The organism is Grimontia kaedaensis (assembly GCF_023746615.1).
GTDB lineage: Bacteria > Pseudomonadota > Gammaproteobacteria > Enterobacterales > Vibrionaceae > Enterovibrio > Enterovibrio kaedaensis.
Genome location: NZ_CP082276.1, coordinates 443,492 through 455,961 on the forward strand (window position 1 = coordinate 443,492; position 12,470 = coordinate 455,961).

A 12,470-nucleotide genomic window follows, 5' to 3' on the forward strand; every position below is an offset into this window, starting at 1 on the left:
CAACGTGGAGACAGATGATGTCTGAATTACTCAATGCAGAGAAGACAAGCACTGTAAATAAGGAACAAAGTGTCTGGGTGAAACTGGGTCTTGATAATCCGGTTTTTTGGATGAGCGGCGGTTTTCTCACGCTGTTTGTGGTGACAGCGCTTGTTGATAACAAGCTTCTGTCTTCGCTGGTTAATACTGGCTTCAGTTGGAGTGTGTCCTTCTTTGGCCCTTACTGGCAGTTGCTATTGTTGGCAACGTTTTTAATTGGCCTTGCACTGGCGTTCAGCCCAGGTACCGGCAAAGTGCGCTTAGGTGCGATGGACAAGCCCGAAATGGAAGGCTTCAAATGGCTGGCAATCATTCTTTGTACCCTTTTGGCCGGCGGCGGTGTCTTCTGGGCGGCAGCAGAGCCGATTGCTCACTTCGTTAATCCTCCTCCGCTATATGGCGTGCCAGAAGGCAATATACAGCGTCAGGCATTTAATGCATTGGCACAGTCCTTCATGCACTGGGGTTTCCTTGCCTGGGCCATCCTCGGCACCCTAACCACCATTGTGCTCATGCACCTGCACTATGACAAAGGGCTGCCACTGAAGCCACGTACTCTGCTTTACCCGGTATTTGGTGAGCGTGCCATGACAGGTATGTTTGGTGCCCTGATTGATGCTTGCTGCATCATTGCGGTTGCAGCGGGAACCATTGGACCAATTGGTTTCCTTGGCCTGCAAATCAGCTATGCACTGAACGCATTGTTCGCATTACCTGATGGTTTCACGACCCAATTCATCATCATCCTCTGTGCAATCGCTATCTACACCATTTCAGCATTGAGTGGCGTCAACCGAGGTATCCAGATCCTGAGCCGTTACAACGTGATTCTGGCTGTGGGCCTTATGGCTTATATCCTTTTGGTTGGCCCAACTGATTTTATTATCAATGGTTACCTGCAAGGCGTAGGCACCATGGTCGACAACTTCATTCCTATGGCTACCTTCCGTGGCGATATGGGTTGGCTGAGCTGGTGGACAGTATTCTTCTGGGGTTGGTTCCTTGGCTACGGTCCAATGATGGCCATCTTTATTGCGCGTATCTCACGCGGCAGAACGATTCGCCAACTGGTCACCACGATCAGCATCATTGCACCGCTTATCACCTGCTTCTGGTTCACCATTGTGGGGGGCTCGGGTCTGGCTTTTGAAATGGCAGAACCTGGCTCAGTTAGTCAGGCATTTGAAGGCTTTAACCTGCCAGCATCATTGCTTGCAATCACTCAGCAACTGCCTTTCCCCATGCTGATTTCCATTCTGTTCCTCATCCTCACCACGGTGTTCATTGTTACTACGGGTGACTCCATGACTTACACCATCAGTGTGGTGATCAGCGGTGACCTCAACCCCAATGGTCTGATGCGCACCTTCTGGGGTGTCATGATGGGGGCTACCGCCATCATTCTTATCTCTCTAGGCTCTGGCGGTGTGTCTGCACTTCAATCCTTCATTGTTATCACTGCGGTGCCGGTATCACTCATCCTGCTGCCATCACTGTGGAATGGTCCGAAAATCGCTCTGCAAATGGCGAAAGACCAAGGACTGGATTAATCGTCGTGAATTGATAGTTACGAGGCAAATATGGGACAGCATGAATAACGCTGTCCCCGAATAATCAACAATGCAAAGCGTTTGTAGGTGTGGCGTCATGAATGCAAAAACTGCTATGGAAAGTGTAACTATGCTGCGTGATCCGGCTGTAGTGATGGATCCCTATCGATTGGGTGCGATGCATCAAACCCGTCTTAGTTTCGTGCGTAGTTTGTTGAGAAAAATGGAGTCTGAGCAGTGGAAGATTGAATGCGTTCAGTGGGACATTGCTGCGGAAGGATTTGGAACTGCAGTCTATGAGCTGTTGACACCAAATGGGGTTTATCAACTGGTTGTTTTTTCAACGGCAATTGCTGATGAAGAGCGCAATGACCGTGTTATAGCGGAAAAGTGGGACGTGACCATGGCGCTGGTCAAGGGACGGGTTGATCAGAGTGAACTGGAGCGTTTGCGTCAGAATGTTCCGCTGCAGGAAGCAGGGAGAAATACCACTCAGGTACTTGTGTTATCCCGGGCTAACAAGAGCGTGCGCGTGTTTGAACATCTGATTGATGCGTTGTCGCTTGGGCAACAACCTGACGCTCAGGAAATCGCAAATGTGGGGTACATCCTCCGCACCACTGCTGTTTATGGCAATGGTAAATTTGGGATTGCGGACTTTGAAACGCTGAATGAAAACCCAGATTTCCGTCTCTCATTCAGTGCGCAGATGTGTGCGGTTTATATACTCCGCGAGTTTAGCCTGGACTGGGTTCATTTTCTGGCGAAGCAAAAAGGCGGCGTTCATGCGACTACCTTGTCGCCTGAGTTACAGCGCTATATTGGGGTTGGTAATGCCACCGGTTTGGGTATGGCACCTTACCTTATTCGTCACCCAAGAGTGGTAGACAATTGGTTGACTCACCGAGAAATGGCGTTGGCGGCTGTATCGCAGCAACCTATCTGCGAAGAGAGCGCAGTAAGAGTGTTGCTTTTATTGCGTAAAGCGAGAAAGCACCTGCAAGAAGTCGTCACCATTGACGAGCACCAGAAAGGTTTAAACGCTCAGAGTGTGGATGAACTTCCATCCCTGGAGCACGACATTGTGATGCTTTCCAACACAAGCGCGAGCTGGGCTGACGTCATTTCTGTGGCAGAAAAATACTCTTTCGAAACACAGGAAATTTTGGTCACTTGTTTGCTCGAAACATTCCCTGACGTTGTTGATCCCTTTTGTAATGAAATGAATGCCGATGAGTCTTTATCACTGACACCAGGCATTAAAGTGTCGACCATGATTTCTTTATTGGAAACGCGTTATAAGTGGGCTTTAGACATCGATTTTTCTAAGCCAGATAATCAATATTGGTTCTGGTACCGTTCACAGGATAAAGAAGAACCTCGTATGGCGGTGCGAGGTGAGGAGCCAGGAGAAGAGAGAGAACTGGGGCTCGACGTCGGCAGGCAGGCTTCAAGGTTATACCATGCGCTGAAAAAAGCGGATGCAACAACGTCTCTGGCAGAATTTTTACTGGAAAACTCAGGTTTCAGAATGATTGCCCGCCGTATTTGGACGCTTGGCAATTGTCTTATGGGTGATATTCAAATCAATGCGTTGGCGAAAAATGTGTTACCGATGCATCTGCTTCGATGCAAGCTTTCGATGTTCGGCGCCACCAAGTTCGATCCCCGCTCTGATCGGTGGGTGAGAGTGACGCTTTTCCAGGGCGCACCGACGTTTTCGGAACTGGGTAATGACCCGAATACTGACTCTTGGCTGTTTCCTGTTTTAACCTCATCTTCAGAGCAAGGGGATGGGCTATGATCCAGGTCTCTCACAATGAGTTGGTGGGGCTATGTACCAAGGCTTTCGATGCGTTGAAACACCCCCATGGTGAGTCAGATACTATCGCAGAGACTGTCGTTGATCTGGAAATGGCCGGGTTGAATGGTGTTTCGATGTTTGTAGATGCTTTACCTACCTTAGATGAAGAGCGAGAGGCGCATGCTCCGCAGTGCGACATCAGCGATGGAAGTATCTTAGTTAACCTTCATGGTGGCAGTTTGTTTTGCCACTTGCCCGCTTTGATTGATGTGGCAGTTGAAAGGTTGATTGGCTTCCCGCAGGTGTCTATGTCAGTCAAAGATTGCCGCAACCGCTGGCTGGCATTTGGTGAGCTTCTCAAACTCGCAGGTAAAGGGCTATCAGTGCGTGTTCGCTGGCACAGGAATGACTCGCCGGATGATATCGAGTGCATTCTGAATGCGGGCTCCCGGTATCCTGATATTTACCTTCAAAAGGAGCTGGGTCTCGAGGAAAACAGCATGCAGATAGAGTTAAGTCTGGCCCCTTTTTCTGCCTCCAACAATGCATCGGTACCAACGATTTCTGGTCATGAGCAAAATGAAGCGGCAAACTCCGCATGGGAGCAGGGAATTAGTGTTCGCCTGAGTAATTGGGAGGCGTTAAAACACTACGCATCAAGACTGTTGGTTGAAGACAGTGAACGCTCAATGCGAGGTGCGGGGGAATAAAATTACCCCGATGAAAACATCGGGGTAATTTTAATTAACGCAGAATCCAGGCGTCTTGCCAGTTAGTACCGACACCTGGCTCATAGGCGCTTGGGGTTGCGCCGCACCAAAGATTATAAGGCCAAGGCTTACACTCGTACGTTGACCCGCCATTACTAACAAACTCACCAGCCGAGTATGACGTGCCTGCCACATAGCTGTCTGAGCCAATTGGTGGCTCTGGTGTTACTGGTGGTTCAGGTTCAACCGGTGGTTGTACTGGTGGTTCAACAGGATTGACGGGACCACAGTCAGCAATGCCAACTTCTTCCCATACGCCCCATTGGCCGCTATTGGACGGATGCTCACCTTGTGTCCACCACTTAGCTCTCCAGATCTTACCGTCCCATATGATAGTGTCACCCGGCAGATAAACGGTGCTCTTCTGCCAGTCGTCCGGACATAATCCGATTGAGTCCTTCACATTGGCGGAAACATTGGCTCGATATTCCGTGGTGGTTTTATCTATTTCAAATGTCATTGTGGCTTTTGCTGTGCCGGCTTGTGACGCACCAAATTCTATAGCTACGAGACAGAAGTCTTCACCATTGAGCGTAGTGCTAGAACATCGATCATCAGTGATCACGGGAGCGTTGGCAACACCTGCGCCCGAAACATCTAAGCGTTCAAAAGTGAAAGGCGCAAATCCGGTATTGCGAACGATGAAGGTATGCTGCTTTGTTTCGCCTACAACAAAGTCTTCCAGTACTTCATTTTCTTGAAAGCTCAAGCTTACTTTGTCGTCGATACCGTAAATGGTGTCGTTGATGAACTGGCGGAGTGCTGCCACGTCACTGTAAACGCCGTATTTATTTGGACGGGCACAACCTATCCCCCAACTGACAATACCTAGCTGTGTAGTGACACCACCTCGGTTGACAACAATCGGACCGCCGCTGTCACCTTGACATGAGTCAATGCCACCTTGCGGCACCCCTGCACAGAAGGAGACATCGCCCACTGAGGTATAGTTGCCACCAGATTGACGACAGACTGCATCAGAAACCAAAGGCACGTCTACTTCCTGCAAAACAGAAGGAGAGCTTCCCCCCTCTGAGGTTCGGCCTAATCCAGCTACCGTCAAAAAATCACCATCAGAGACATATTGGTAAAGTGATCCATCGGCAATCTCTACTGGTGTCAGGCCAGCTGGAACATCGGTGAGCTTAAGTAGAGCGATGTCATTCGAAAGGTTGCGGGTATTAAAATTCGGGTGAACATAGATTTGCGACACATTCACGCGAACACCATCGGTTCCGTTGTAGCGATAACCACCGATCTTAACGTCAATATCGTTTGGTGCATCATTGTTGACACAATGCGCAGCAGTGAGCACAAATCCTTTACCGATATAACTGGCACCACAGAAAGAGCGGTTACTGTATGAGTTCACAATCTGTGTGTAGAACTTCCAATCAGCAGGGTTAGCATCTACGCCACCCACGATGCGTGGAGATACTTCAGCAGGGTCCTGATTGATTGTCTCAGCAGCTAATAGGCAAGGTGACATCAGTGTCATGGCAAGCGCCATTGTTATTTTGTTTTTCAATTGTTGCTCCTTGGTTTTCAAAGCGAGCGTCATGCTCCCCTAAAAGGAAGCAACGGCCTTTATTTGCTAACAAGTTGCAAAGTAAGAGTCTTTTTTGTTTGCGAGTGACTCTCAATTTTCACGATCGATTGTTATTGCAAATTTCGTGGTAAGGAGAGGAGGCATCAAATGACAATCAAATTATCAATTGCGAAAGTGGAAGGCTTTTCAGGAGAAATGGGACAGAAATGCGAATAAAAAAGCCCCGGTAGGGGCTTATCGGAAACGCCTATCGAATTATTTGGAATCTACGCGATTCATGAATTTGTGCTCCGCTGTATTAACGCGGATTTTGTCGCCAGGCGCCACGTATTCTGGTACTTGAACAACCAGACCTGTAGCCAGGGTTGCTGGCTTGGTACGTGCACTTGCGGACGCACCTTTGATAGACGGTGAAGTCTCGGTGATGACCAGATCCACAGCAGATGGTAATTCCAGAGCCACAGGTTTACCGCTCACAGCCAGTACCTGAATGCCTTTGGTTTCTTCAGTGATGAACAGCAGTTCTTCTTCGATATCATCCTTGTTGAAGTGGTAAGGCGTGTAGTCTTCGGAATCCATGAACACGTACTCGCTGCCATCAATATAAGAGAAGTCAGCGGGGTGACGGCTGAAATCCGCCAAGGTAATCATGTCGTCTGCTTTAAAGCTTTCGTCAACTTTCGCGCCGGTTGCTACATCGTATAAACGCATACGGAAAAGGCTGTTGCCCGCACGGCCGCTCGGAGTCAGCTTAGCAATGTCTTTAACTGCCAGTACTTTACCGTTGCGTTCAATAACGGCGTTCTTTTTAATTTCACTTGCCTTAGGCATGGTCACTGTTCCAGTAGAATAACTGATGCGAAAATATCACGAATCCTAATTTTGGCAAGTGACAGCATGTATCATCAGTGAAGAATGAGATGCTAGGGGCTGTTGACCTTTGGTGATGATTTTTTGCAGCCGTTTGTGGGGATTTTATGCAAGGCAGAGGCTTCGATGTGTAGCTGGCCTACATGAGAAGCCGATAACGCAGCAGAAATTCCCCACAAAGGCTGCCCGAAGGGTTCAGCTCTAAGCGTTTTATGCTTTGTTGAGGTGTATTTGCTTAGAATGACTAGGCGGCACACACCTCGCCGCGCCTAAAACGCTTATAGCTAGAACAAAATTTAACCACCAAAGGTCAACAGCCCCTATTTAATGGTTCAAGACGGAATAGCAGAACAATGATTAAACAGCTCGGTACTAAAGTGGTTTACCAAAACAAATGGATGACTGTGCGTGAAGACAAAATCCTTCGCCCTAGCGGCGCAGAGGGTATCTATGGTGTGGTAGATAAACCTGATTGCGCCGTGATCATGGCGATTGATAATGGACAGATTCACCTAGTCCAGCAGTTTCGCTATACCGTCCAACAGCGTTGTTGGGAGTTACCGCAAGGCGCGTGGGAATCCCGTCCGGATGCTGATCATCTTGAATTGGCAAAAGGTGAGCTTCGTGAAGAAACGGGAATGGATGCCAAAGAGATGGTTTATGTCGGCGCACATTACATTGCCTATGGGTTTCTAAATCAAACCTGCCACATTTATCTTGCCAGCGGTCTGACTGATGTGGGCAAGTTGTTGGATGCGGAGGAAGAAGACCTGATTTCGCGTCCTTTCCCTGTTCATGAGTTTGAGCGCATGATAGTAGATGGAGAGATAAAGGATAACGTTACGGTTGCTGCTTATGGGTTGGCAAAACTGAAAAAACTAGTTTGAATGATGATTTTATAGAAAAATGTTTTTTTATAATAAATGATTGAAAAATAAAGACCGAAAAATTCATATGACGACGGATAAATGACGCGACTATTGATTTTTGCGTCATTTATCTGACTTGCAAAGAGATATGCCTCTTAGAGCGCTAAAAACCCTACTTTCTGCTTTCCAAATTGCTATTTTATCCCACCTGTCGCACGTATAATGCCAGTAAAAGTACACTGTAATTCAACGAGCGTTCCCACCGCTTTTTGAATCCAAAAAATCACGGATGATTTGTCACCCAACGGATGCAGTTTTATGGCGTTGAGCCGGTAACGATTTTCTGGAATATGCGAAATGCTTAAAGCCCGCCGAGCCGCGATGGCTGCCTGTTTAAGCCTACCTCTTTCATTGCCTTCTTTGGCCGATGTCGATCTTGACGCGCTGTTAGATATGCCGCTCGAGTCTTTGTCGGACACTAAGGTGGTATCTGCAACACGCACTTCACTGAGTCTTGCCGATATTCCGGCGGCGGTTCATGTGATCACTTCAAAAGAGATCAAGCGCTCTGGTGCAAGGTCAGTGGCTGATGTGCTGGTGTTAGCACCGGGTTTACACGTGGCGAAATTCTCAAATTACGACTGGGGTATTGCAGCCCGCACGACCAACGAAGCGTTGAGCAATACCATGTTGGTTATGGTTGATGGACGCAGCGTTTTCAATGGCATGTTCTCAGGAGTTGATTGGGACTTAATCCCGGTAAGCTTGGATAATATCGATCGTATTGAAGTGGTACTTGGCCCTGTTGGCACTATTTGGGGAGGAAACGCCGCAAATGCCGTAGTTAACATCATCACTCTGGATGCAGAAGATGCGCCAAGAAAGCGGGTTTCTGCTTCTGTCGGTAATTACCATTATCAGGAATATCAGGTTCGTCACGGTGGTGAGGTTGCTGATAATTTGTTCCTGAGCGGTTATGCCGAGTTTGTTCAGCATATGCCATGGACGACAGACCAAGAACTTGTCAAAGAGCAGCAGCATTTCCGCGTTTACACAGAACGCTTCGGTATGCGTGGCGACTACCAGAATCTTGACCGTACCATTTCCTTTCAGGTGGGTGGCATTCGCTCGCGCGAGGATTACCAGTGGCTGAATTATCAACCTCACTTCCTGTTTCCAGGTCAGGATGTCGACGACTATGTTGCGTTTGATACTGAAATGCTCGCGGAAGAGTACTTCGCAGGTATCAAATACCTTCAGGATTTGAGTGAAGATACGCACTGGGAACAGCAGTTTTGGCTGACGTACAGCAGTAGCAATGGCAATGATCGTAATGCGTATTTCACCCGGTTCGATTCGGAAACCACTTACACAGATAACAACGTGTTTGGTGGTCACTTTATGGTGGGTTTCAACTATCGTCTGGTTGACGAGTATTTCCGCCCTTATTCTCAGCATGAACAATATACATATCCCTATGTTCGAGTGACGGATGAAGCGGGCTTCACTAACCAAAGTGTTGCCTTGTATCTCAACTACACCTATCCACTAACAGATACCACTCAACTGATGTTGGGTAATCGCTGGCAATACTTCAATCTGGTCGAAGATACCTTTGCTCAGCCACAGGTACGTTTGATGCAGGAGCTAGGCGATAACCAGCGTATTTGGGCTGGGTGGGGTCGCTCTGTTATTACGCCTGCACGGCAGGGGAAAACGACCGATTTTCATCAGAATGCTTATGCGAGCAACGTGACTTTCTGCGAAGCAGGGAATCCAGGTAATTGCTTGCCTTATACCTTTGACTATATGCAGATTATTGAGCGTCAGGGTAGTGAAGATATGCCTGTGCCTAAAGTGGAAACTTTTGAGCTGGGTTACCGTTTTTGGGCGGATAAAACGGTGCAGTTTGATGCCAATCTGTTCCTGAGTGAAGAGACCGACATTCCTGCTTGGTTACTGGAAAGTGCTGATCGTAATTACATCTGGGAAAACTCCTCTCCTGGCACCGTCGGAACAATCGTCGATGTATACAAGTATAAGCAGATAGCTCCTTTGAGCTCACGAACCCACGGGGGTGAGTTGAGTATGAAATGGCAGCCATCGAGCGATTTGCAAATTAACGCCAGCTACTCGTACCGTAAGATTAAAGCTGAGTGCCATGGTGATGTTTGTAGTAGCAGTGAAGGGCCACTTCGCAGCTACGAAAACGAGCCAGTGCATCTAGCCAATGCTCAAATCATGTGGGATATCACGCCGGATTTTTGGGTCAGCAATGTCCTGAATTACGTGGCGGCTTCCAAGCCGGATGAGCTGGTAGGCAGTCAGGAAGATTATGGATGGCCAGAAGTGCTCACATGGGACTTTATAGCAGGCTGGAAACCTGCCAAAAACTTCCCTGAATTCATCTTCTCGGTGGAAAACCTATTCAACGATCAAGTGAATGAATTCCCTGCTAGTTACGGTGGCTTCGACAACGGCACTCAATACTGGCTCGAGATAGATTGGCAGCTTCCATGATGAAACGGTCAATCCACCACTTCTATTACAGTTATAAAGCCAGGGCAATCGCGCTCTGGCTTTCGGCTTTGATTGTCTTTGCAATCAGCACATGCGTTCGTGCACATGATATCCGAGATGATGATTTAAAAGCTGTTTACTTATTCCGTTTTGCCATGCTGGTCGACTGGAAGACTTCGCATGGTATGTCGTCTCAATATCATTTCTGCGTAGATGCGGACAATGGTGTCAGTAAGAAGCTCGAGGAAATCGCGCTAAGCAAGCCTCAAGCTGTGTTTCACCAAATCCGCAATGAACAAATACCGACTCCGGGCTGCCATATCGTTTACACCACCACAAATGAAGCGGATCAAGTCTCTGCACTGAAAGCGTCATTCCCTAATGCGCTTCTGGTAGGGGAAGGTCGTCGGTTCACAAGGGCGGGAGGCATGATGGCGTTTGTCCGCATGAACAACCGCATTAAACCTCTTATCAGTAGAAACAATTTGGCGGGAGCTCCATTTTCCCTTCGTTCTCAATTGCTTTCCATTGCAGTGATAGAAGGGGAGGACAAGGCATGATCCTTCGTTGGCTGAATAACCTCCCTCTCAGAGTCAAACTGGTATTACCAACTTGGTTCTTGATGACCTCTGGCGTTGTCTTGCTTGGCTTTGCCATTGAGAAAATCGCAGAAGACAAGATGGAACAAAGCTTGATTGGCCGCACTGAGATTCTGACCAATGCAGCTACGGTTAACCTGACTGCAGCGCTGGCGTTTGAAGACCAACGCACTGCATTCGAACAATTAGAAGCCCTCCGTGTGGACCCAGATTTGATTGGTGCGCGAGTGCGGAAATCGAATCGTACTGAATTTGCATCAGTGATGGATTTGCCATCCGACTGCCGCCCAACAGATGCGTCGATTGTTTGCAGCGATACCAACTTCGAGCGTGTGAAGAAGCCGATTGTTCTTGGGCAAGAGATACTGGGATTCATCGAGGTGTATGTCTCGCGAGAAGCCATTGAGGAAGAGCGACATTTCCTGGTTGGATACTTAACGGCAGGAACTAGCCTGCTCTCTTTATTGGCACTCGTGTTTGCACAAATGCTACACCGCTTGGTCTCTCACCCACTGGCGTCACTGCATCAGTCCATGTCTTCGATGCTGCGTTTGGGTGTGTTTGGCCGCGCTATTCCGGTCAAACACAAGGATGAGCTGGGACAACTGACAGCCTGTTTTAACAATCTGATTTCAAACCTGTCCGAGCGCGATTACCAGCTCAAGCAGACTCTGAATCAATTGGAGAACAAGAGCCAATATATCGGTGAAGTGCTCGATACGATGGAAGATGGCGTCATGGTTATAGCGCCCGGTGATGTAGTGACCTATTTCAATCCGGCTGCTGAATATCTTCTGCGTCGTGTGAACTGTTCACCACGTAATCTGACCAAATTGTTGAGAACCTTTGAGCCTGTGTCCCGGGTTCATGCTCTTTCTCACGCTATCGATAAACATCAGCCAATGAGGGGAATTGAACTGACTCATACCGCAACAGGTAAAGTGTTTCAGGTCAGTACTCAGCCGATGGCAGCAGCACAACATTCTCTGGTGCAGTTTGATGATGTGACGGATCAACGAGAGGCCGAGCAACGCCGGAAACTCGCTGAACTGATCTTTGATAAAAGTCAGGATGCGACACTTGTGATGTCTCGCGATTTAACGATTAAAACGCAAAATGCGGCGTGTATCCACACCTTCGGTGTCCATCATTCATGGCACACAATGTCGACAGATGCCTCCTACAGATTAAGCTATGCTGAGCTCAAAACCTTGCTCGCGACTGGAAACATGGAGTGGCATCGTATGCTGTCTGGTCATGGCGGTATTGATATACCTTGTCAGGTCGTCGCCCGGACGCTGACCAACCATCGGGGGCGTGTTGAAGGTTTCGTGATTACCATTGTTGATTTGTCGGCGGAAATGGAAATTAAGCGCCTCAACTACATAGCAAACCATGACGCGCTAACGGGATTGGCAAACCGCGCTCATGCTTTGGATAAGTTGACGCAAGACCATGATAAAGAGCGCGATATGCACGTGATGTTTATCGATTTGGATGGCTTTAAGTCGGTGAACGATCAGTTCGGTCATCAGGTCGGCGATGAACTGCTGAAGGTAGTCGCTGAGCGTCTGAAATCATCGGTTTCACGTCGTGATTTTGTTTCCCGTTTATCTGGAGATGAGTTCTTGATTGCGCTTTATGGCAGTGCGCCAGTCAACACGGTTGCCAATCGACTTCTGGAAAAACTCAGCGATGAAATCGTGATAAATAACTGCAAACCAAGAGTAAGTGCGAGTATAGGTGTTCGTTACTGGTCTGCGCAGGACCCGTCATCTCTGACACAAGTTATCGAGCAAGCTGATAAGGCCATGTATGACGCGAAAGCAAACGGTAAGAATAGATATTCTTTATCTGAGAACTTTGCTGTGCGGATGGAAGAAGTTTGAAAACTCAGTCA

9 protein-coding genes are annotated in these 12,470 nt (G+C 48.1%); 7 read left to right on the forward strand and 2 right to left on the reverse strand.

Going from position 1 to position 12,470, the window contains the following annotated elements; genetic code table 11:
- The first annotated feature begins 17 nt into the window (after positions 1-17).
- The 3 genes from K6Q96_RS18875 to K6Q96_RS18885 all read left to right on the forward strand — a co-directional run bounded on the left by K6Q96_RS18875 (position 18) and on the right by K6Q96_RS18885 (position 4,103).
- The gene (locus tag K6Q96_RS18875; RefSeq protein ID WP_251882350.1) at positions 18-1,589 is read left to right on the forward strand and encodes a BCCT family transporter; all 1,572 of its coding nucleotides are present in this window, start codon (positions 18-20) and stop codon (positions 1,587-1,589) included.
- A 97-nt stretch (positions 1,590-1,686) separates the two neighbouring features.
- Positions 1,687-3,393 carry a hypothetical protein gene (locus tag K6Q96_RS18880; RefSeq protein ID WP_251881862.1) on the forward strand — a complete coding sequence of 569 codons (1,707 nt, stop codon included), beginning with the start codon at positions 1,687-1,689 and terminating at the stop codon, positions 3,391-3,393.
- Positions 3,390-4,103, forward strand: coding sequence for a DUF3726 domain-containing protein (locus K6Q96_RS18885; RefSeq protein ID WP_251881864.1), 714 nt, complete (start codon positions 3,390-3,392; stop codon positions 4,101-4,103). Before K6Q96_RS18880 ends, K6Q96_RS18885 begins: the two co-directional genes overlap by 4 nt.
- 34 nt (positions 4,104-4,137) lie before the next feature.
- Here K6Q96_RS18885 and K6Q96_RS18890 read toward each other — a convergent pair whose 3' ends face one another.
- Both K6Q96_RS18890 and efpL read right to left on the reverse strand, forming a co-directional pair.
- Positions 4,138-5,724, reverse strand: a complete 1,587-nt coding sequence (locus tag K6Q96_RS18890; RefSeq protein ID WP_434802180.1) for a trypsin-like serine protease — start codon at positions 5,722-5,724, stop codon at positions 4,138-4,140.
- Positions 5,725-5,967: 243 nt separating this feature from the next.
- Entirely contained in the window at positions 5,968-6,543 is a 576-nt protein-coding gene (efpL, locus tag K6Q96_RS18895; protein WP_251881866.1) for an elongation factor P-like protein EfpL, read from the reverse strand.
- 392 nt (positions 6,544-6,935) lie between these two features.
- Here efpL and K6Q96_RS18900 point away from each other — a divergent pair, with 392 nt between their 5' ends.
- The 4 genes from K6Q96_RS18900 (at position 6,936) to K6Q96_RS18915 (ending at position 12,459) form a co-directional block, all read left to right on the forward strand.
- Positions 6,936-7,469: an NUDIX domain-containing protein gene (locus K6Q96_RS18900; RefSeq protein ID WP_251881868.1), complete on the forward strand. Its 534-nt coding sequence runs from the start codon at positions 6,936-6,938 to the stop codon at positions 7,467-7,469.
- Positions 7,470-7,808: 339 nt separating this feature from the next.
- The gene (locus tag K6Q96_RS18905; protein WP_434802181.1) at positions 7,809-9,971 is read left to right on the forward strand and encodes a TonB-dependent receptor plug domain-containing protein; all 2,163 of its coding nucleotides are present in this window, start codon (positions 7,809-7,811) and stop codon (positions 9,969-9,971) included.
- Positions 9,968-10,531: a YfiR family protein gene (locus tag K6Q96_RS18910; protein WP_251881870.1), complete on the forward strand. Its 564-nt coding sequence runs from the start codon at positions 9,968-9,970 to the stop codon at positions 10,529-10,531. Before K6Q96_RS18905 ends, K6Q96_RS18910 begins: the two co-directional genes overlap by 4 nt.
- Entirely contained in the window at positions 10,528-12,459 is a 1,932-nt protein-coding gene (locus K6Q96_RS18915; RefSeq protein ID WP_251881879.1) for a diguanylate cyclase domain-containing protein, read from the forward strand. The genes K6Q96_RS18910 and K6Q96_RS18915 overlap by 4 nt, the downstream gene beginning before the upstream one ends.
- The last annotated feature ends 11 nt before the right edge of the window (positions 12,460-12,470 follow it).